The organism is Streptomyces sp. NRRL S-455 (assembly GCF_000717875.1).
Classification (GTDB): domain Bacteria; phylum Actinomycetota; class Actinomycetes; order Streptomycetales; family Streptomycetaceae; genus Streptomyces.
Map to the genome: position 1 here is coordinate 92296 of NZ_JOCT01000002.1, position 19160 is coordinate 111455.

General features: G+C 70.7%; 19 protein-coding genes and 1 pseudogene. 11 read left to right on the forward strand and 9 right to left on the reverse strand.

Annotation, left to right across the window (positions count from 1 at the left end; translation table 11 throughout):
- Position 1: 1 nt before the first annotated feature.
- The 4 genes from IE97_RS0103000 to IE97_RS0103015 are packed head-to-tail and all read left to right on the forward strand — an operon-like array spanning position 2 to position 4563.
- Positions 2 to 1105, forward strand: coding sequence for a zinc-dependent alcohol dehydrogenase (locus tag IE97_RS0103000; protein ID WP_051704838.1), 1104 nt, complete (start codon positions 2 to 4; stop codon positions 1103 to 1105).
- Entirely contained in the window at positions 1102 to 2199 is a 1098-nt protein-coding gene (gene argC, locus IE97_RS0103005) for an N-acetyl-gamma-glutamyl-phosphate reductase (protein WP_030230374.1), read from the forward strand. The genes IE97_RS0103000 and argC overlap by 4 nt, the downstream gene beginning before the upstream one ends.
- Positions 2189 to 3445: a phosphoglycerate kinase gene (gene pgk / locus IE97_RS39170; RefSeq protein WP_051704825.1), complete on the forward strand. Its 1257-nt coding sequence runs from the start codon at positions 2189 to 2191 to the stop codon at positions 3443 to 3445. The genes argC and pgk overlap by 11 nt, the downstream gene beginning before the upstream one ends.
- Entirely contained in the window at positions 3442 to 4563 is a 1122-nt protein-coding gene (locus tag IE97_RS0103015) for an iron-containing alcohol dehydrogenase (RefSeq protein WP_030230380.1), read from the forward strand. The genes pgk and IE97_RS0103015 overlap by 4 nt, the downstream gene beginning before the upstream one ends.
- 30 nt (positions 4564 to 4593) lie before the next feature.
- Here the strand turns inward: IE97_RS0103015 and IE97_RS0103020 are convergent, their stop codons facing one another.
- Positions 4594 to 5202: a DUF402 domain-containing protein gene (locus IE97_RS0103020; protein ID WP_030230383.1), complete on the reverse strand. Its 609-nt coding sequence runs from the start codon at positions 5200 to 5202 to the stop codon at positions 4594 to 4596.
- On the opposite strand from IE97_RS0103020, the pseudogene IE97_RS41275 reads away from it, so the two are divergent.
- A pseudogene (locus IE97_RS41275) lies at positions 5201 to 5503 on the forward strand (hypothetical protein); the annotation flags it as partial. The gene IE97_RS0103020 and the pseudogene IE97_RS41275 sit on opposite strands and share 2 nt — an antisense overlap.
- A 169-nt stretch (positions 5504 to 5672) precedes the next feature.
- Complete coding sequence (locus IE97_RS43400) at positions 5673 to 7823, forward strand: FG-GAP repeat domain-containing protein (protein ID WP_078603055.1); 2151 nt, start codon at positions 5673 to 5675, stop codon at positions 7821 to 7823.
- Positions 7824 to 7831: 8 nt separating this feature from the next.
- On the opposite strand, the gene IE97_RS43685 is transcribed toward IE97_RS43400, so the two are convergent.
- Genes IE97_RS43685 through IE97_RS0103050 form a run of 5 tightly spaced genes read right to left on the reverse strand, consistent with a single transcriptional unit; the run spans position 7832 to position 13195 of the window.
- Positions 7832 to 8443, reverse strand: a complete 612-nt coding sequence (locus IE97_RS43685) for an ATP-binding protein (protein ID WP_420706044.1) — start codon at positions 8441 to 8443, stop codon at positions 7832 to 7834.
- 48 nt (positions 8444 to 8491) lie between these two features.
- The gene (locus IE97_RS0103035; protein WP_030230392.1) at positions 8492 to 9136 is read right to left on the reverse strand and encodes a LutC/YkgG family protein; all 645 of its coding nucleotides are present in this window, start codon (positions 9134 to 9136) and stop codon (positions 8492 to 8494) included.
- Between the two features lie 20 nt (positions 9137 to 9156).
- Positions 9157 to 10578: a LutB/LldF family L-lactate oxidation iron-sulfur protein gene (locus IE97_RS0103040; protein WP_030230395.1), complete on the reverse strand. Its 1422-nt coding sequence runs from the start codon at positions 10576 to 10578 to the stop codon at positions 9157 to 9159.
- A gap of 20 nt (positions 10579 to 10598) precedes the next feature.
- Entirely contained in the window at positions 10599 to 11396 is a 798-nt protein-coding gene (locus IE97_RS0103045; RefSeq protein WP_030230397.1) for a (Fe-S)-binding protein, read from the reverse strand.
- 53 nt (positions 11397 to 11449) lie between these two features.
- Positions 11450 to 13195 carry an L-lactate permease gene (locus IE97_RS0103050; RefSeq protein ID WP_030230401.1) on the reverse strand — a complete coding sequence of 582 codons (1746 nt, stop codon included), beginning with the start codon at positions 13193 to 13195 and terminating at the stop codon, positions 11450 to 11452.
- A 176-nt stretch (positions 13196 to 13371) separates the two neighbouring features.
- Here IE97_RS0103050 and IE97_RS0103055 point away from each other — a divergent pair, with 176 nt between their 5' ends.
- Positions 13372 to 14130: a FadR/GntR family transcriptional regulator gene (locus tag IE97_RS0103055; protein WP_030230404.1), complete on the forward strand. Its 759-nt coding sequence runs from the start codon at positions 13372 to 13374 to the stop codon at positions 14128 to 14130.
- A gap of 142 nt (positions 14131 to 14272) precedes the next feature.
- Here IE97_RS0103055 and IE97_RS0103060 read toward each other — a convergent pair whose 3' ends face one another.
- Positions 14273 to 14719: an ATP-binding protein gene (locus IE97_RS0103060; RefSeq protein ID WP_030230407.1), complete on the reverse strand. Its 447-nt coding sequence runs from the start codon at positions 14717 to 14719 to the stop codon at positions 14273 to 14275.
- A gap of 209 nt (positions 14720 to 14928) precedes the next feature.
- Here IE97_RS0103060 and IE97_RS0103065 point away from each other — a divergent pair, with 209 nt between their 5' ends.
- Positions 14929 to 15294, forward strand: coding sequence for an STAS domain-containing protein (locus IE97_RS0103065; protein WP_030230410.1), 366 nt, complete (start codon positions 14929 to 14931; stop codon positions 15292 to 15294).
- A 16-nt stretch (positions 15295 to 15310) separates the two neighbouring features.
- Here IE97_RS0103065 and IE97_RS43690 read toward each other — a convergent pair whose 3' ends face one another.
- The gene (locus tag IE97_RS43690) at positions 15311 to 15571 is read right to left on the reverse strand and encodes an SDR family oxidoreductase (RefSeq protein ID WP_030951246.1); all 261 of its coding nucleotides are present in this window, start codon (positions 15569 to 15571) and stop codon (positions 15311 to 15313) included.
- A gap of 47 nt (positions 15572 to 15618) precedes the next feature.
- Here IE97_RS43690 and IE97_RS0103070 point away from each other — a divergent pair, with 47 nt between their 5' ends.
- From IE97_RS0103070 to IE97_RS0103080, 3 genes are all read left to right on the forward strand, one after another.
- Entirely contained in the window at positions 15619 to 16218 is a 600-nt protein-coding gene (locus tag IE97_RS0103070) for a YdeI/OmpD-associated family protein (protein WP_037834302.1), read from the forward strand.
- 333 nt (positions 16219 to 16551) lie between these two features.
- On the forward strand, positions 16552 to 17811 hold the full coding sequence (locus IE97_RS0103075; protein WP_030230416.1) for a TolB family protein: 1260 nt from the start codon (positions 16552 to 16554) through the stop codon (positions 17809 to 17811).
- 152 nt (positions 17812 to 17963) lie between these two features.
- Positions 17964 to 18533 carry a DUF6328 family protein gene (locus tag IE97_RS0103080; protein WP_030230419.1) on the forward strand — a complete coding sequence of 190 codons (570 nt, stop codon included), beginning with the start codon at positions 17964 to 17966 and terminating at the stop codon, positions 18531 to 18533.
- A gap of 60 nt (positions 18534 to 18593) precedes the next feature.
- On the opposite strand, the gene tpg is transcribed toward IE97_RS0103080, so the two are convergent.
- Positions 18594 to 19151 carry a telomere-protecting terminal protein Tpg gene (gene tpg / locus IE97_RS0103085; protein ID WP_030230422.1) on the reverse strand — a complete coding sequence of 186 codons (558 nt, stop codon included), beginning with the start codon at positions 19149 to 19151 and terminating at the stop codon, positions 18594 to 18596.
- Positions 19152 to 19160: the final 9 nt, after the last annotated feature.

Here is a 19160-nt window from a genome sequence, read left to right on the forward strand (position 1 = left end):
CATGAAGTCGAACACCCTCACGCCCGGGACCACTGAGCCGAAGACCATGAAGGCGGCCGTCCTCACCGGACGTCGAACCATCACCTACCAGGACACCGCCGCCCGCGAGCCCGGACCCGGCGAGCTGCTCGTCCGGGTCGACGCCACCGGCATCTGCGGCTCCGACCTCGCTGCCTACCGCGGCACCCACCCCTACAAGACGGCACCCGCCGTCCTCGGTCACGAGTTCTCCGGGACCGTGGTGGCCGTCGGCGCCGAGGTGACCGGCTTCGCCGTGGGGGACCGGGCGTGCTCGGCGGCCTTCTCGCACTGCGACGCCTGCGCCGAGTGCCTGCGCGGCGCACCCCACCTGTGTGCCCGGAAGCTGAACCTCAGCCACCTCGACTGGACCGGCTCGTTCGCCGAACTGGTCGTCCTGCGGCCCAACATGGCCCATCGGCTGCCCCCCGACCTGCATCCCGTGGCCGGTGCGCTCGTCGAGCCGCTCTCCATCGGCCTGCACGCGGTACGGCTCGTCGGCGAGGGCGCGGGCCGCAGCGTCCTTGTCCTCGGCTCCGGCACGATCGGCCTCAGCTGCCTGGTCGCCGCCCGGCAGCTCGGCCACGGCGTGGTGGCCTGCGTGGACGTCGGCCCCGAGAAGGGCGAACTCGCCCGCGGGCTCGGCGCCGACGCCTACGCCGACGCCCGCGAGAGCGACCCGGTGCCCGAGGCACTGGCGGCCCTGGGCGGTCCGGCGGACGTGGTGGTGATCGCCGCCGGATACCCCGGTGTCACCGACCAGGCGCTGCGCGCAGTACGGCCTGGCGGTGACATCGTGATCGTCAGCTACTTCGAGGACCGGCATCCGGTCGACCTCAACGCCCTCGTCGGACGCGAGGTGACCGTGCACGGATCGGCGCTGTCCACGCCCCGGGACTTCACCGAGGTGATCGACCAGCTCGCGGCCGGGACTCTCGACGTGCGGCCCATGGTCACCCACCACTTCCCGCTCGCCGACACCGAGTCGGCGCTGCGTCTGATGGACCGGGCCGATGTCCCCACCGGCAAGATCATGCTGCATGTGACCACCGACCCGAACGAGTTCACGAACGGATGGAGCCAATGAGCAACGGCATACGGGCAGCGGTCATCGGAGGAACCGGCTACACGGGCGGCGAGATGTGCCGCCTGCTGCTGGGCCATCCGGCGGTCACCGAGATCCTGCCGACGTCCCGCGGCGAGGAGTCCTTCGAGCGGGTGCACCCGAACCTGCTCGGCTCCGGGCTGCGGTTCCACGACGCGGACGAGGTCACCGCGGCCGCCGGCGACCTGGACGTCGTCTTCCTGTGCACGCCGTCCGGCGAGGCCATGCGCCGGACACCCGAACTGCTCAAGGCCGGGGCCCGCGTGATCGATCTCAGCGCCGACTTCCGGTTCGCCGACCCGCAGGCCTACCGGGCGGCCTACGGCGCCGAGCACACCGCCCCCGAGCTGCTGCCCGAAGCGGTGTACGGCGTCACAGAGTTGCACCGGGACCTGCTGCCCGAGGCCCGTCTGGTGGCCAACCCGGGCTGTTACGTCATCACGGCGCTGCTCGGCCTCGAACCGCTGCTGTCCGCCGGTTTCGCCGAGCCCGGCGCGCCGCTGCACATCGCGGCGGTCAACGGGACCACGGGCGCCGGCATCAAGCCGCGCACCGAGATCCTGCACGCCGAGGTCTTCGGGTCGATGCTGCCGTACAGCCTCCAGGGCCACCGGCACGCGCCCGAGCTGGAGGACCGGCTCTCCGGCCCGGCCGGCGGACCGGTCACCGTCGACCTCAGCACCGCGCACGGCCCCTTCGCCCGCGGCATCCACATCCAGGCGAGCGTCCGCGTCCGGGAGGAGCTGCGCGAGGAGTTCTCGCGCGAACTGCTCCTCACCCGCTACACCGAGCGCTACGGCACCGGCGCCGACGGCGAGTTCTTCGTCCGGGTCAACGCCGAACCCCAGCTCGGGGGCCTCACCGACAAGGACTACCGCAGGTACCCGGGCGTCGCCGCGGTGGTCGGCTCCAACTTCTGCCACATCGGAGTGGACTATGACGCACGGCGCGGTATCGCCAAGGTCGTCTCCGTCAGCGACAACCTGGTCAAGGGCGCGGCGGGTTCGGCCCTGCAGAACATGAACGTGATGCTCGGTCACGACGAGACGACCGGGCTGCGCACCTATGGCCTCTGACGCCGGGTGGGTCGACCCGCTCGGCGGCGTGCCGCTGCTGAGCGCACAGCGCATCACCGCGGGCGAACGCTGGATCTTCTCGGCCGGGTTCAACGTGGACGCGGCCCTGACCAGCACCGGGCGGATCGACAGCGAGCTGGACGACCTGCGGCGGCTCGCCGGGGCGGGCGCGCGGGTGGCCGTGCTGTCCCACCAGGGCAGCCACCACAACGACACCGCGACCGCGCTGGACCACGTCGCCGGCCATCTCTCGCGGCGCTTGGGCCGACAGGTGCGCTACGTCCCCGAGAACGCCTCGGACGCGGCGGTGCGGGCAGCCGAGGCGCTGGCGCCCGGTGAGATCGCCGTTTTCGGCAACACCCGTCACCACGCCGGGGAGGAACGGGGCGATCCCGAACTGGCCCGAAGATTCGCGCTGCTGGGCGACATGGTCGCCGTGGGCGGCTTCTCCAAGGCGCACCGCGCTCATGCCTCCAACACCGGTGTGCTGCGTCTGCTGCCGGGCCATGCCGCACGGAGCCTGGTGACGGAGGTCCGGCTCCTCGCGCCCTGGGCGAGACCGGAGGAGGGGGTGTTCCGCGCGGCCGTGCTCGGCGGGCGCAAACCCGAGAAGACCCTGGTCGGCCTGGTCCACGCGATGCGCACCTTCGACCTGGTGGTGCCGGGCGGCATGGTGCTCAACACAGTGCTGCGCGCTCTGGGCCACGACCTCGGCTCCTCCGAACTGGGCAGCAAGCCCGACGTCTGCCTGGAGGCCGTACGCGGTGTGCTGGACGCACCGGCGAAGGCGCGGCTGCACGTGCCCCGGACGGTGTGGGTGGCGCCGGTGGACGGACGGCGGCTCGTGGGCGAGGCCCGGCCCGTCGCCGTCGCCGACGGAGTGCCGACGGGGCACGCCGTCGTGGACTTCGAACTGGAGCCGTGGGCAGTCGAGTTGCTGGCCGGCGCCGGCTCCGCCGTGCTGGCCGGGACACCGTCCCGGTACCTCGACGGACAGGTCAGGTCCGCGAACGCCGTCCTGTCCGCGCTGTCGCGCACGCCCGGGCCGGCGCTGCTGCTCGGCGGCGACACGGTGGCCGAACTCCCCTGGCGGGGCGCGGTGTCGACGGGCGGCGGGTCGGCGCTGCAACTGCTCGCTACCGGTACCTGCGCGGTGCTGGACGCGCTGCGCGACAACGCCCGCCGCGCGAGGGGCGAGGGCCGCGACCCCGCCGACGACAACGTCATGGATGGAGTGAGCACATGAAGGTGGACCTCGATGTCCCCACCCACGTGGAGTTCGGCCGCGGTGAGCTGGACCGGGCCGGGAGGCATGCTACGGCGCTCGGCACGCACGCGCTCGTGGTCACCGGGCGGAGCGCGGCACGGTCCCACGGCTATCTGGACCGGGTCGTGACGTCCCTGGAGTCCGCGGGGGTGCGCGCCACGGTCTTCGACCGGGTGTCGGCCAACCCGAGGTCCGACGAGGTGGACGAGGCGACCGCGCAAGCCCGCGCGCAGGGCTGCGACCTCGTCGTCGGCCTCGGTGGCGGCAGTGCCCTGGACGCGGCCAAGGGGGTGAGCGTCACCGCGCCCACCGGCGGCAGCGTGCGGGACCTCATCGGTGTGACTCTGGGCCCGCAGGCGCCCAGGCTGCCGCTGCTGGCCGTTCCGACGACGGCGGGCAGCGGCTCGGAGGTCACCAAGGGGGCGATCATCACGGACACGGTGCGCAACTTCCGCTCCGGCATCCGCGGTGACGCCGTCTTCCCGCGCACGGCCATCGTCGACCCCGACCTGATCGCGTCGGTGCCGCGCGCGATCATGGCGGAGACCGTCTTCGACTCGTTCGCCCATGCCGTCGAGGGCTGCGTCGCGGCCCGCGCGGACGAGGCGAGCCGGTCCCGGGCGCACCAGGCCATCGAGCTGATCGCCGCGCATCTGCCGGCCGTGCTGAAGGGCGAGGACTCTCCCGAGTCCCGCGAGGCGCTGTGCCGGGCGTCCCTGCTGGGAGGCGTGAACGTCGCCAACGTCAGCACCTGCCTTCCGCACCGGCTGCAGCAGGCCATGGGCTCCCTGCCAGGGGTGGACCTCTCGCACGGCCGGGGCCTGGCGGTGCTGTACCCCAGCTGGCTGCGGCACACCGCGCCCCTGGTGCCGGACGAGTTCGCCGCGGTCGCCGAGCTGCTGGGCGGCGACACTGTCCACGACGCGGTGGGCGGGCTCTTGGCCTCGGCGGGCCTAGCGGCCCGGCTGCGGGACTGCGGGGTGGCCAAAGACGACCTGGACCGGCTGGTCGAGGGCGTGACGGGCAATCTCGACAACGACCCGGCGGGCCAGGTGAACCGCGAGTATCTGTTCACCCTGTACGCCGAGTCGTTCTGACGGACACGCCGGACGTCGCTGCGGGCGCCCTCAGCGGGCGCCCACCGAGGTGCCGTCCTGGAGGGCCACGGCGGCGGGAGGACCCCAGTCGGCCGGTGCCCGCCAATCACGCCACTGCTCCCACCAGCACGCGCCACGCTCGACGAGGTCCACGACCGAGGCGGCCGCCGCACGCACGGCGGCTGCCTCTTCGGCGGCGAAGCCGCCCGCACGCACCCGCTCCTCGAAGTGCTCGACGTCCTTCCACCGGTACGGCGAGCCGTCGCCGGGGATGATCAGATCCAACTCGTGGTCCAGCGTGTCGAATCCGCGCTCCGTACGGACCAGGGGCGCCTGGAAGTTGACGTACCACTCCGACAGGACCCCATCCGCCCAACGGCCCCACACGGAGTAGCCGTCCCCCGGGCGCTGCAGTTGCAGGACGCCACTGGACTGCCACACGTGCTCGAACTCGGTCCAGGGGTGCAGCCCCCATCGGAAGTCGCCGCCCCCGAAGGTGAGCGGCGTGCCCTGGGCCAGGTACACGGCGAGCGCCCGTTCGTCGTCACTCGCGACCCGCACCGGGTACACCAGCCATTCGCGGCCGTCCAGGATCTCGCGCCGGACGATGACCTCACCCCTACGGAACCGTGACCTCATGACGGCCAACCCTAGTAGGGCTCCGTCAGGTCTGTCTCGCGGTCCTGTTCGGGGGCATGTTGGAGGTGTCCACGCGCATGACGTGAACCGTGCTCAGGCGAAGGGTGACTGCTGTCTGCGGGGGCTGATGCTGGACGGGCGCCGTAAGTCAGCAGGCCCTGGGCGAGCGGGCCGGCTGCCAGGTCGCGGTGAGCGTGCACGCGGTCTGCGGTGGCGGTTGTTCGTGCCCGAGGAGTGGGCGCACGATGTGCCACGACGGCAGGAGACCGGGACAGCGCCAGAGGTCGGGCACCGGGAGAGGCGAGGCGTCGAACCTCACGGTGGCACCAGGCACGTCGGCCGGACCTCCGGATACAGGGAGGGAATCCCCCACTCGGGACGATCTTGGTGATATACGCTGCGCCTGACTTGTTCGAACAGTTCGTCGAATCCGTGTCAACCGATTCGTCCTGCCCGGGGGGGGCAATCCCATGACTTCGCAGTCCCGCGCGGTGCTCGGCATCGCGCTCGTTCCCGTCTTCGCTCTGGCGGCCGCCGACCCGGCCGCCGCCCACAGCACCGCCACAGCCACTGGCACCGCCACCACTGCCGACACCGCTGTGTCCGCCGCCGAAACGCGTGCCCCGGGCCCGTGGGGCACCCGCGCCCTCCACGCCGCGGCCCCCGACCCCGCTTCCGCCTCGGGCGGGCTGAACGCCCTGGTGTCGGCCGGCGACGGCGCCCTCGTCTCCCTTACCGGCGACGGGCGTTCCACCCGGATCCGGCCCGCCGGCAGCACCCGCTGGCTCGCCCCGCAGACCTGGCCGGACGCCGGCGGATACAGCACCGAGTTGGTCTCGCTCGGCGACGGCTCGGTGCGCCTGGCCTGGCGGGCCGAACGCGCCGACGACCACGGCAACCACTGGCTGAAGGTCGCCACCCTCACGCCCGGCGCGCTCGCCTTCTCCGAGCCCGAATACGTCGCCCCGGTCCCCGAGAAGGGCTACCACCACCTGGCGGCCTCCCCCGACGGCCGGTTGGTCGCCGTGTGGTCGGCCTCCGGTGTCGTGAGGGCCACCGAGAAGACCGGTCCGCAGGCCGCGTGGACCGCTCCGGCCGACCTCAACGAGCAGCCGCCGTCCGGCAGCCGCGACATCGCCGATATGGACCTCGCCGTCGCCAAGGACGGCACCGCCCTGCTGGTGTGGCAGTGGCAGGCGAGCAACGCCGTCGTCGCCCTGGAGAAGACCCCCGGCGCATCCGCCTGGAGAGCCGTCCAGGGCCTTCCGGTCCCGCACAAGGATCTCGCACGTCCAAGGGTGTTCGCCGATCCGCAGGGCGGTTTCGACGTCTTCTACGACGACCTCGCGCACCTCATGCACTCCCGCCGAACCGCCGGCGCGACGCAGTGGAGCACCCCGCGGTCCGCCGACAGCCATGGCAGCACGTACGGGATGACAGCGCCCGTCTACCTGCCCAACGGCGACCTCTTCGTGGCCGGCGGGCCCACCGCCCCCTGGTACGCGGTGCGTTCGGCGGCCACCGGTCTCTGGCTGCCGTACTCCCAGCGCTTCTCCACCCATCAGAAGGTGCGTCATGTAGCCGCGGCCGCCACCTCGGGCGGCACCGTCACGGTGACGTGGCGGGAGGGCTACTCGTACGAGGAGTACACGATGGCCGCCGTCTTCAAGGGCGGCACCTGGTCCACCCCGCGCCGGCTGAGCGAGAAGAGTGCCCAGTTCACCGGGGCGCCGCAGGTGGCCGCCGACGCGCTCGGCCGGCCCGTCGTGCTGTGGGAGGAGTACCTGCGGAGCGAGACGAACAGCACCGTCCTGGACGGCGTGTACCACTCCACCACCACCGGCCGCGCGCTGCCCAAGTGGCGTGACTACACGGACGACGGCAAGGCCGACCTGTTCGGCCGGGGCAGCGCCGGGCTCAAGGTGTACGCGGGTGACGCGACGAAGCTGACCGCGGGGCAGCGCGCGAGCGGCTGGCCGACGGGCACCCTCGTACTGCCCTTCGGCGACCTCGACGGCGACCGCTGCAACGACGTGTTCGTCCGCTCCCCGAAGGGCGAGGCCCGCATCCACCCGACGATCTGCGGCGGCGGGCTGCCCGACCAGCAGTCGTTCTCCACGAAGGTCTCCACGGACTGGAGCGCGTACAACGCGATCCTCTCCCCCGGCGACGTGACGGGCGACGGCAGGGCCGACCTGCTGACCCGGTCCGCCTCGACCGGGAAGCTGTACGTGTACGCGAACAACGGCGCGGGCGGCTTCAAGGCCCGAGCGCTCGCCGGGCCCGGCTTCGGCGGCTACAAGAGGCTGATCGCCGCCGGTGACCTCAACGGCGACGGCACCAACGACCTGCTGGCCATCGACGCATCGAACGAGCTGTGGCGGTACAACGGAACCGGCACCGGCACCTTCACACCGCGGTCACTGGTCTTCAAAGACTGGGGCACCTCCTACAAGGACATCGTCGCAGGACTCGACCTGACCGGCGACGGCCGCGTCGACCTGTTCTCACTCGACAACAACGGCCGAGCCTGGCTGAACAAGGGCAACGGCAACGGAGGCTTCGACAACCGATCCCAAACCGGCAAAGCCACCGACTGGTCAGACATCCGCATCTCCTGACCACACACCTAGCCAGCCCGGAAAGCAGAGAACCCGGAAAACAGGCCCGTCTCCACATTCCCGCCCCCGCCACACGGTAACCGGACCGCCCACCCGCCCCGCCGCCCTCGCCAAGAGCTGGGGTACCCGGCTAACGAGCGGTCGGGGCGCCGGCACGTGGCGGGGGCATCGGGCAGCAGCGCCCAGGCGTGTGTGCCGTGCTGCGTGCGGTGCACTCCGGACCGCTGGGACAGTGCGTCGACCAGCCGGATGCCCCGGCCGCCCTCAGCCAGACCGTTCTCCTCGGAACCCGTGGGGCTCCGCCACACTCCGGTGTCGACGACCTCGATCCACAGGTGTGACATGCAGCGGGCGAGTCGCAGGGTGACGTCCTGAGCCCCGCTGTGGCGGACGCTGTTGGTGACGAACTCCGACACGACGACGCCCGCCGCCTCGGCCGTTTCCTCCCCGAGGTGCCATGCCGCCAGTCGGTCCCGGGCGAACGCCCTGGCTCTGGCAACCGCACATGTCTCGGCGGGCAGCGTGCAGCTCGCCGACGCCGTGGGGTTCTTGGGCACCGGCATCGAGTGAAACGCCGTCGGTTCTCCGTACCGGCGCGGTACAGGGTGAGGAACGGACATCACTGCTCAGCTCTTTTCGTGGAGGAAATCGATGACTTCGGGACTCTCTCAGCCGACGACGACGGCTTCGAGCCTGCGCGGGCCGTGCACGCCTTCCACCCGGTCGAGTTCGATGTCACTGGTGGCCGACGGCCCCGAGATGAAGGTCAGAGGACAGGTCGGACGCAGCGCGGCCAGCGCCTCCGGCACGGACGCCACGACCTGTCGGGCCCGTACGACACACACATGGACATCGGGCACCAGCGTCAGGGCACGCCGGCCCTGACCGGGGCCGCCGTCCAGGACGAGGGTTCCGGTCGTGGCGATGGCGGCGGCCGCGGTCGTCACCACCGCCGCGGCCCGGTCCAGTTCGGCGACCGGGAGCCGGGGCACGTCGGTCAGTACCCGGTCGGGGTCCAGCGCGGAGCGCCACGCGGGCGGGAAGCCACGGGGTACCACGACGGAACCGGCGCCGAGGCCGGCCACCAACCGCGCTACGCAAGAGGCGACCTCCTGCGTGGATACCAGGTGCACCGACGCCCCGTACTCGGCCAGTCGTCCGGCGAGCAGTTCCACGGCCGCCGCCGACCCGGTCGGTGGTGCGCCGCCTCGGGAGTACTGGCGGGGGACGGGGACATCCTGCGGGTGCTCGCTCGCCGGCACGTCGGCCAGGGCACGCCGGATCCGGCCCAGTACCTCGGTTCGCGCGTTCATCTCCGCCTCCTTCCGGCGTGTCATCGGTGCGTCCGCTTCCACCAGGCGCTGAAGGTCTCCGCGGGAGGTACGGGGGCGTCGCGGGTGTCGGTCCACCGGGACAGCGGGCCGGGCAGCCGGCCCAGTCGGCCGTGCCGGGCCACCAGCCGTGCGGCCACGGCTCCTGCACGCTGCGCGGCCGTCAGCCGGGCCGTCCGGGAGAGCACCCAGCGTGCGGCCGCCATCGTCAGGCGCTCCGGCTTCGGCAGGAGCCGCCCGCGCCCGTCCTCGACGATCCGGGCCCGAAGGTGCACCAGTACCTCCGGGATGTTGATCTTGACAGGGCAGACCTCGTAGCACGCCCCGCACAGCGACGACGCGTACGGCAGGGCACGGTCCACCTCCGAGTCCGTTCCCCGCAGTTGGGGGCTGAGGACGGCGCCGATCGGGCCGGGGTAGACCGATCCGTAGGCGTGTCCGCCCACCCGCTCGTACACAGGGCACACGTTCAGGCAGGCGGAGCAGCGGATGCAGTTGAGTACCTGCCTGCCGACCGGGTCGGAGAGCGCGTCGCTGCGGCCTCCGTCGACGAGCACCAAGTGGAAGGCGCCGGGCCCGTCGTCGGCCGTCGTGCCGGTCCAGGTGGAGGTGTAGGGGTTCATCCGCTCCCCGGTGGAGGAGCGGGGCAACAGCTGCAGGAAGACCTCGAGGTCCTGCCAGGTGGGTACGACCTTCTCGATCCCGGCCACCGAGATGAGCGTCTCGGGAAGCGTCAGGCACATCCGCCCGTTCCCCTCGGACTCCACCACGACCGCCGTCCCGGTCTCGGCGACCAGGAAGTTGACACCCGAGACGGCGACCTTGGCCCGCAGGAACTTCTCCCGCAGATGACGTCTCGCGGCCTCGGCCAGACGCCGCGGATCGTCATCCAGGTCGGCCGGTGCCGCAGTGCCGTACGCGCCCATCGAGCGCAGAAAGATCTCTCGGATCTCCGCCCGGTTGCGGTGGATGGCGGGGACCAGGATGTGCGAGGGGTGGTCCTGGCCGAGTTGCACGATCAACTCGGCGAGATCGGTCTCGTACGCGTCGATGCCGGCGTCCGCCAGTGCCTCGTTGAGCCCGATCTCCTGGGTGACCATGGACTTGACTTTGACGACCTCGCGTTCGCCGGTGTCCTGCACCAGGCCGACGACGATGCGGCGTGCCTCCTCGGCGTCGCGCGCCCAGTGCACCTTGCCGCCCGCCTCGGTCACCTTCTCCTCCAACTGCAGCAGGTACCGGTCCAGATGGCGCAGGGTGCGTTCCTTGACCGCGCGGCCTGCCTCCCGCAAGTGCTCCCAGTCGTTCTGCTCGCCGACGGCTGCCGCGCGCCGGTTGCGGATGGTGCCGGTGGCCCGGGCCAGATTGCCGCGCAGCTGGGAGTCGCGCAGGGCGCTCGCCGCCGCCGCGGGGAACGCCGGCATCCCCAGGAACGTCGCGTCGTTCACGAGGTCTTCGTCCTTTCGGTGCCGCGCCAGGGGGCGGGTGAGGGTTCCTCCGCGCCGTGAACGGGTCTCTTCTCCGTGGACGCGAGGATCTCTGCGAGGTGCATGACGCGCACTCCGGTGCGCAGTCGGGACAGGGCGCCGCCGATGTGCATGAGGCAGGAGTTGTCGCCGGCGCACAGCACTTCGGCTCCGCTGTCCAGGACGTGCCGGACTTTGTCCGTGCACATGGCCACCGATGTGTCGGCGTTCTTCAGGGCGAAGGTGCCGCCGAAGCCGCAGCACTGGTCGGCCGCGCCGAGTTCCACCAGGTCGATGCCGCGGACGGCCCGCAGCAGGGAGAGGGGACGGTCGCCGACGCCGAGCATGCGCAGGGAGTGGCACGTGGGGTGGTAGGTGACCCGGTGGGGGAAGTACGCCCCGACATCGGTGACACCGAGCACGTCGACGAGGAACTCGGAGAGTTCGTACACGCGTGGTGTGTCACGGACCGCGGCGGACAGGCGGTCGTCGCCGGACACTTCGGCGACCCGCCCGTGGTACTCGCGCACCATGGCGGCGCACGAGCCGGACGGCGTGATGAGGGCGTCGTACCCGGCGAAGGCCTCGGCGAAGCGCCGGACGAGCGGCACACAGTCGCGCTGGTAACCGGTGTTGAAGTGCATCTGGCCACAGCAGGTCTGTTCCGGTGGGAAGTCCACGCGGCAGCCCAGCCGCTCCAGCAGCGTCACCACCGCCCGGCCGGTGGCCGGGAAGAGCGTGTCGTTGAGGCAGGTGATGAACAGTGCGATCCGCATGGTTCCGTAAGGGGAGGGCAAGGCGGGCGACGGCTTCGGCGCGGGTGCGGGGCTCATGGGAGCATCCAGGCCAGGACGTTGGACTGGAGGTACACCAGCAGGCACAGGGCGAGCAGGAGCATCAGGCTCCACTTGATCGCCGCCCGGAAGAGCTGGGACTCGCGGCCGATGAGGCCCACCGCGGTGGCGGCGATGGTCAGGTTCTGCGGGCTGATCATCTTGCCGACGACACCGCCGGAGGTGTTGGCCGCCACCAGCAGCGTCGGATCGAGTCCTGCCTTGTTCGCGGCGGTCTGCTGGAGCGTGGCGAACAGGGCGTTGGCGGAGGTGTCCGATCCGGTGACCGCGGTGCCCAGCCAGCCGAGGACGGGTGAGAGGAACGCGAACGCCGTACCGGCTCCGGCGATCCAGGTGCCGATGGTGATGGTCTGTCCGGACAGGTTCATCACATAGGCGAGTGCGAGGACAGTGGCGACGGTCAGCAGCGCCCAGCGCAGCTTGTGCAGCGTGGCGGTGAATTCCCGGGCGGCGGCTGCCGGGGTCACCCGGTAGACGGCGGCGATCACGACGCCCGACAGCAACAGCAGGGTGCCGGGCGAGGACAGCCAGGGGAAGGTGTAGACCGTGGTGGCCGACGCCTGGCCGGCGGCGGTGAGGACCTCGCCGTCCAGTCCGGGCCAGCCGAACTTCACGTCGGAGGCGGCCAGGAGCTCCTTGAGGGGGGTCACCAGCTTGGCGAGCGAGAAGACCCCGATGATGATCAGGTAGGGCAGGAAGGCCATCAGGATCCTGGGGCCCTCGATCCGCTGGGCGGCGCCCGCCATCGGGAGCGTTCCGGTCGCGGCACCGCGGTCCTGCCCACCTGGCGTTCCGGACGGCGCCGCGGGCCGGTCGCCGTGCCCGGGCTGCGACGGCTGCCCTGCCGAACCATCCGCCTGCTCCTTCTCCGCCGCCTTGTGGAGATCGGCCCTGGCCTCCTCACCGCCCTGCGGCCGCCAGACGCGGAGGAAGAGGACGACAGCGGCCAGGGCGGCCAGCGAGGCGATGATGTCGGTCAGTTCCACCGAGAGGTAGGTGGCGCTGACGAACTGGGCCACTCCGAACACCGCACCGCACACCAGCGCGACCGGCCAGGTCTGGCGCACTCCGCGGCGGCCGTCGACCAGGGCGACAAGAAGAAGCGGCACGAAGAAGGCGACCAGCGGTGTCTGGTGGCCGACGTACGCGCCGATCTCCGTGTACGGGATCTTCGTCAGGTTGCCGGCCGTGATGATGGGCGTGGCGATGGCACCGAACGCGACGGGAGCGGTGTTGGCGACGAGCACGGTGACGGCGGCTCTGACGGGGGCGAAGCCGAGTCCCATCAGCATCACGCCGGTGATGGCCACCGGCGCGCCGAACCCGGCCAGCGCCTCGAGCAGTCCGCCGAAGCAGAAGGCGATGATGACGGCCTGCACGCGAGGGTCGGTGCTGATCAGGCCGAAGGCCCGGCGCAGGTCCTCGAAGCGGCCGCTGACGACGGTGAGCTGGTAGACCCAGATGGCAGTGATGACGATCCACATGATCGGGAACAGCCCGAAGGCCGCTCCTTCACTCGCCGACAGCAGGGCGAGGTCGGCAGGCATGCCGTAAGCGGTCACGGCCACCGCCACCGCGACGGCCAGGGAGGCGAGTCCGGCCCAGTGAGCCTTCATCCGCAGACCGCCGAGCAGGACGAAGAGCGTGAGCAGCGGCAGGACGGCGACGAGTGACGAGAGCGCGAGGCTGTCCGCGACGGGAGAGAGATCTGGCTGGTACATGAACCCTCACATTGGGGGCTTGGTCAGACCATTACTTGGTTTCTCACGCTAGGCAGCGGACACCCGCTTGTCCAGAGTTTCGAACGGCCGATTTGAGGCTTGGTTGGACCAAAGCGCGGGCGACTCAAGCTATGATCAACACGTAGGGACCTACGAGCGCGGAGAAAGGGCTTTCCATGGCTGACATGACCGCGGCCTGGGAGCCAGTGCCCCGCTCACGCACCTTCGAACTCGTACTGGCCCGGATCGAAGAGCAGATCGTCGCAGGCAGACTGCGGGTCGGTGACCGGTTGCCGCCCGAGCGGGAGCTCGTCGACATGCTCGGGGCCAGCAGGGCCGCGGTGCGGGAGGCGCTGCGCGTACTGGAGGCCCAGGGGGTGCTGCGCTCACGCGTGGGGACCGGACCCTCCTCCGGCACCGTGATCGCGGCCATGCCGGACGCCGCTCTCACCCAGTTGCTGCGGCTCCATATCGCGCTGGCGAACTTTCCGATGGGTGACGTCGTCGAGGCCCGCGCCACGCTGGAGCGGGCCAGTGCTCGCCTGGCGGCGGAACTCGTCACCGAGGACGGTCTCGAGCGCATGCGCGATCCCCTGCTCCGGATGGACGACGCAAGCCTGCCCCGAGAGCAGTTCAACGACTGCGACACCGACTTCCACGTCGCCATCGCCGAGGCCGGAGGCAACCGGCTGATGGCTGACATGACCATCGCGGTCCGCAATGCGGTGCGGCACACCCTGCTCACTGTGTTCAACAAGATCGACGACTGGGAAGAGGTCGCTTCCCGGTTGCGGGCGGAGCACCACGCGATCTACGAAGCCATCGCGGCCGGAGACACGGAGGCGGCCGGCGATCTCGTGGAGGCACATGTGCGCGGCTTCCATCGGGACATCGTGAAGAAGATCATCGACGGCTCGAGTCCCGCAGCACCCTGAGACCGCGTCCTGCATGGTGGGGCGGGCCAGGCGCTCGCGGCGGCAGATGACCGGGGCGACTTGAGAGACGGGCACCGCGGGACTGTTGCGCCACCGATGCGTGGGGCGGCCGCGTTCGCCACAGCATCGGCGAAGAGGTCCTCTACATGGGGTTGCGTCCGGCGATGTCACCGCCGGGGTCGTCCAGCAAGGCGATGCGGGCCGTGATGCGTTTGCCGACCGGCTCCCGCTGGACCTCGAAGCCCTGCGATACGGCCATGACGATCTCCAGACCGTGCTGCCCGACTCTGCCCGCGTCGGCGGCCCGGGCCACCGGAAGGACCGGGTCGCTGTCCCACACGACCACTTCCACCCTGTCGCCGGAAACGCGCAGTTCCATCAGCACGGGCCCGGGAGCGTACTTGCGGGCGTTGGTGACCAGCTCGCTGACCACCAGCTGGGTCAGGTCCATGGCGCGTGCTGAAACCGGGATGCCGCGCTCAGCCTGGACGCGTGCGAGGAAGTCGGCCGCCCGGTGGCGTGCCTCGGCGATGACGTGCCCGTCACCGTCCAGGGCGACGGCGTCCTGCATCGGATGGGCGCCCGGCATCACACCGCCCTCGCCCGCGGGAACTGATTCGGCCGGGTCCACCCCTGTCCCTCCGTTCACACGCTTGCGCGCACCCCGCACTTTGCCTCAATGTACCGTGAGGTCTGCACAAGGTGGCGAACAGGTGTTCGTCGTAGCATCGGGGCAGGCCGGCGACGCGTATCGTGTCGGGGCCCGAGTCCCCATCAGTGAGCGCAGACGAGGAAACGGTGACAGACACCCACGGACCAGCCCGTCCCTGCCGCCTGTCGGTCGGCCACACCGCCGTCGACGGCATCCGGCTGGTCACCCTGCGCGGTGAGATCGACCACGAAACCAAGGACGTGCTCACCGAGGTTCTGCTGTCCTGCGACGGGGCGACGCCGCCGCGCACCGTGGTGGACCTCAGCGGCGTCACCTTCATGGACTCCAGCGGCATCAACGTCTTCATCGCCGCCCACCAGCAGGTGAGCGACGCAGGCGGTTGGGTGCGCATCGCCGGGGCTCAGCAATCCGTGCTGCGCGTCCTGCAGCTGGTCGGCGTCGACACGCTCATCTCCTGCCACGCCACCACCGAGCAGGCCCTAACTGCCTGACCAGCCGGCGCCGGCTTCACACCCGTGCGCCACGGTCTCTCCGATGACCTCGGCGTCCATGCCTGTGCCCTTTCGGTACCTCGTCCGCTGTCGCGCTCTCGCGCGTGACTGTTCGCCATCCGGAGGGCCCCAGGAAGGCCACGGCATCGGCCACCTCCTCGGGGGCCGCCGTGCGTCCCAGCGGGATCTGCCGCATGAGCTCGGCGCGGCGGGCGTCGGTGAGCCGTTCGGTCACGTCGGAGCGGATGCAGTCCGGCGTCACGACGTTGCAGGTCATACCACCGAAAGTGCCACCGGTTGACCGTGCCGAAGTGGTGGGTTTTCATGAGGTTCATGTCTGGTGGATCACAGAAGGCGACGGCTCCGGTGCTCGCCTTCCCCACGCAGGAGGCGTGGGAGAAGTGGCTGGAGGACAACCACGCGGACGCCCCGGGAGTCTGGCTGAAGATCCCGAAGAAGGACTCCGGACTGGACGGCGTCGACTACGCCGGGGCGCTGGAGTCGGCCCTGTGCTATGGCTGGATCGACGGGCAGAAGAAGAAGCTGGACGAGGAGCACTGGCTGCAGCGGTTCACGCCACGGCGGCCCGGCAGCAGATGGTCGAGAGTGAACCGGCAGAAGGCCACCGAACTCATCGAGCGGGGCCGGATGCGGGCGGCGGGGCTGCGCGAGGTGGACAAGGCCAAGGCGGACGGCCGCTGGGAGGCGGCGTACGCCAGTCAGAGCAAGGCGACGGTACCCGACGACCTCCAAGCGGCTCTGGACGCCTCCCCCAAGGCGCAGGACTTCTTCTCCACGCTCGACAGCCGCAACCGGTACGCGATCCTCTACCGGATCCAGGACGCGAAGAAGCCCGAGACGCGGGCAGCCCGCATCGACAAGTACGTCGCCATGCTCGCCGAGAACAAGAAGATCTATCCCTGACTCTCCGGCACCGGCAACGACGCACCTCCGGTCCGCACACCGCGCAGGGGCCGATCCTGTTCGTCGGACAGCCGACGGTGCTTCAGACAGCGGAATGATCTCGCGGAGCGCATGGCACAGTTCGGGCCAGTGATCGCGCGCTCTTCAAGTACCAGCCGCCATACACCGGTGGGCCGCGCGTACGGACCGGTGATCTCGCCGCCTGGTTGTACAGCATTCATCGGATTGCCCCTGCACGGCAGTTCGAGTTCTATCGAGGGGTCGCCGCCTGGCGGGGGGCATGCCGAGCCGGGGCGGCGTCCGCGTTCGCACGAGCCAGGGGGGAACACTTCCATGCGAAGCAGATCAGGAGCCGCAGCCGTGGCCGTCGCCGCCTGCGTGTGCGCGGTGGCGCTGCCGGCGCCCACGGCACAGGCGGCACCGCACGACCCGCACCGTGAGCACCACGGGAAGAAGCCGGACGTCCGGCACACCGTCCGCCTCAGCCAAGGCGCCGACGGCGCGTCGGACGCCCCGTCGCTGAGCGCCGAGGGCCGCTACGCGGTATTCACGTCGTCGGCCTCCAACCTGGTCCCCGGCGACACGAACGGCGCCCCGGACGTCTTCCTGCGGGACCTGAGGACCGGCCGCACCCAGCGTGTCAGCACCGACGCCGCCGGAGGCCAGTCCGCGCTCGGCGGCAGCGAGGGAGCCATCAGCGCGAACGGGCGGTACGTGGTCTTCGTGTCGGCATCGACCGACCTGATTCCGGGCGAAGTCCACGACAAGCAGTCGGTCTACCGGCGCGACCTGCGAACCGGGGAAGTGAGGTACGTCGGCAACGACCTCGGCTATTACCTGACGTGGGCACTGCACGCGTCCGTCAGCGCCGACGGCCGGTATGTCGCGTTCGCCGTGAGCGAGACGGTCCCCCGGCCGGGCGCGACGGTCGCCGTACGCGACATGCGCACCGGGGAGCTGACGAAGTTCCCGAGCACCCTGCACCGGGCGACCAGGCCGCTGCTCAGCGACGACGGCAGCGTCATGGTGTACACGGACAGCAGCTACTGGCCGTACGACAATCCGGCCTCCGACGTCAAGGTGGCGGACCCGCAAGCCGGGGACCGCCGATCGCTGCACACCACGCCCGACGGCGCCCGGGGCAACGGCAGGGTGTCGCAGGCCGGCATCAGCGGCAACGGCCGCTACGCCTCCTTCACCTCGACGTCCACCGACCTCGGCCCCGAGGACGCCAACGGAGTGGGTTCCAATGTCTTCGTCCGCGACCTGCGCACCGATGCCCTGCGCATCGTCGAGGCGCCCGACCCCACCCTGTGGACCGCGGACGGGGCCCTGAGCCGCGACGGCCGGTACCTGCTCTTCCGGGCTTTCGCCGGCCCGTCGGATCCGGGCACCTGGTACCTGCGCGACCTGCGCAACGGCCGCACCAGGGTGGCGATCAGCGACGCCGCGGGCACGCCGGTCCAGGCCGACACCGGGGACCGGCCGCTCGACGCCCGGGCCCGGAGGGTCGCCTTCTCCTCCACGGCCGACAACCTCGCCCCGGGCCCGCGCAGCCCGAAAGCGGACGCCTACGTGCGACGGCTGCACTGACCGGCACCCCACCCCGGATGGACAGCAGCCGGCCGCCCGCGCCCGCGCGCGGTTCCTGACCCAGGTACTGCGCCGGTGCCCCTCCTCCCTCCGTACCTGCATGGAACGCGCGACGGCGGGGCAAGCGGACTCTCTGAAATGGGGAGGATGCCATGACCATGACGCAGCAGCCCGCCGAGCCGGGAGGCAAGAGCACCGCTTGCTGTGCGCGGCAGCACAGCACGAGCACGAGGCCCGGTGCGGAAGCGCCCGAAACAGCGAGTGAACGGGTCAACCGCCGCTGGAACGAGATACTGCAGGAGACCCGGGTCACCCAGACGGGTGTGCAGATCCTCTTCGGTTTTCTGCTCAGCGTGGCCTTCACCCCTCTGTTCAGGGAATTGGAGACGCTGGACCGCGCCATTTACGTCACCACCGTGGTGCTCGGCGCAGCGGCTACCGGATCGCTCATCGCGCCCGTCTCCATCCACCGCCTTCTGTCCGGTCAGCGCATGAAGGATGAGGTGGTGGAGGCCGCCGGCCGTTTGATGATGTGCGGCATGGTCCTGCTCGCCCTGACCATCGGCTGCACGCTGCTGCTGATCCTCCGTTTCGTTGTTCCCGGAGTTCTCGCCGAAGTGCTCGTCGGCGGGGTCATGCTGTGGTTCGGCCTCTGCTGGTACGCGCTGCCGCTACACCTGCGACGCCGCGCCGATCAGCGCTCCCGCACCCACGACGCGTAGCTGTTCCGGGCCGGAAGAGGCCGCTCTCCAGCCAGATGCGGCACGAAGCTGTTCAGGCCTCTACAAATCGAACTCCACGTGTTCGATGTCCGTGAAGCGAACCTCCTCCAGTGAGCCGGCGCGGCGGCCGCTGTCCTGGAAGTACACCTCCTTGAGCGCTTCGGCCGTGATGTCCTGCAGTTGCTGGTCACCGGCGCCGGCCTGCTGGGCGTCGAAGAGGCGGGCTGCGTACTGCGGTGGCAGGGCCACGGTCAGGTGCCGCAGCCGGGCGTCGTCGGTCGTGCCCACCGGCGCGGTGTAGCCGATCCGGGCGCGGGTGTCGATGATGATGCCGTCGGTCGTCGCCGCCCGCTGCCGCGCCTGGGCGCGGATCTGCGGCTGCCACCGCTTCTTCACCTCGCGCTCCAGGCGCGCGGCGAGGTCCGGGCGCGGCTTTTTGATCTGGCCCTTCACGTACCGCTCGACGGTGCGCTGGGAGATCCGCAGCATCTGGGCGACCGGCTTGGTGCCCTTGAGCTGCTTGACGAGGTACCGCATCTGTGCGGGCGCGCTTTTGGGCGCCGGGCGGGTGAAGGACTTCTGCACCGCGGCGTCCAGGCCGTCCCCGAACAGGCTCATCGCCTTCTC

Excerpts from the sequence above, each read along its gene's own strand:
- IE97_RS0103000 (WP_051704838.1), top strand. The coding sequence starts at position 2 with ATGAAGTCGAACACCCTCACGCCCGGGACCACTGAGCCGAAGACCATG.
- argC (WP_030230374.1), top strand. The coding sequence starts at position 1,102 with ATGAGCAACGGCATACGGGCAGCGGTCATCGGAGGAACCGGCTACACG.
- pgk (WP_051704825.1), top strand. The coding sequence starts at position 2,189 with ATGGCCTCTGACGCCGGGTGGGTCGACCCGCTCGGCGGCGTGCCGCTG.
- IE97_RS0103015 (WP_030230380.1), top strand. The coding sequence starts at position 3,442 with ATGAAGGTGGACCTCGATGTCCCCACCCACGTGGAGTTCGGCCGCGGT.
- IE97_RS0103020 (WP_030230383.1), bottom strand. The coding sequence starts at position 5,202 with ATGAGGTCACGGTTCCGTAGGGGTGAGGTCATCGTCCGGCGCGAGATC.
- IE97_RS43400 (WP_078603055.1), top strand. The coding sequence starts at position 5,673 with ATGACTTCGCAGTCCCGCGCGGTGCTCGGCATCGCGCTCGTTCCCGTC.
- IE97_RS43685 (WP_420706044.1), bottom strand. The coding sequence starts at position 8,443 with ATGTCCGTTCCTCACCCTGTACCGCGCCGGTACGGAGAACCGACGGCG.
- IE97_RS0103035 (WP_030230392.1), bottom strand. The coding sequence starts at position 9,136 with ATGAACGCGCGAACCGAGGTACTGGGCCGGATCCGGCGTGCCCTGGCC.
- IE97_RS0103040 (WP_030230395.1), bottom strand. The coding sequence starts at position 10,578 with ATGCCGGCGTTCCCCGCGGCGGCGGCGAGCGCCCTGCGCGACTCCCAG.
- IE97_RS0103045 (WP_030230397.1), bottom strand. The coding sequence starts at position 11,396 with ATGCGGATCGCACTGTTCATCACCTGCCTCAACGACACGCTCTTCCCG.
- IE97_RS0103050 (WP_030230401.1), bottom strand. The coding sequence starts at position 13,195 with ATGTACCAGCCAGATCTCTCTCCCGTCGCGGACAGCCTCGCGCTCTCG.
- IE97_RS0103055 (WP_030230404.1), top strand. The coding sequence starts at position 13,372 with ATGGCTGACATGACCGCGGCCTGGGAGCCAGTGCCCCGCTCACGCACC.
- IE97_RS0103060 (WP_030230407.1), bottom strand. The coding sequence starts at position 14,719 with ATGCCGGGCGCCCATCCGATGCAGGACGCCGTCGCCCTGGACGGTGAC.
- IE97_RS43690 (WP_030951246.1), bottom strand. The coding sequence starts at position 15,571 with ATGACCTGCAACGTCGTGACGCCGGACTGCATCCGCTCCGACGTGACC.
- IE97_RS0103070 (WP_037834302.1), top strand. The coding sequence starts at position 15,619 with ATGAGGTTCATGTCTGGTGGATCACAGAAGGCGACGGCTCCGGTGCTC.
- IE97_RS0103075 (WP_030230416.1), top strand. The coding sequence starts at position 16,552 with ATGCGAAGCAGATCAGGAGCCGCAGCCGTGGCCGTCGCCGCCTGCGTG.
- IE97_RS0103080 (WP_030230419.1), top strand. The coding sequence starts at position 17,964 with ATGACCATGACGCAGCAGCCCGCCGAGCCGGGAGGCAAGAGCACCGCT.
- tpg (WP_030230422.1), bottom strand. The coding sequence starts at position 19,151 with ATGAGCCTGTTCGGGGACGGCCTGGACGCCGCGGTGCAGAAGTCCTTC.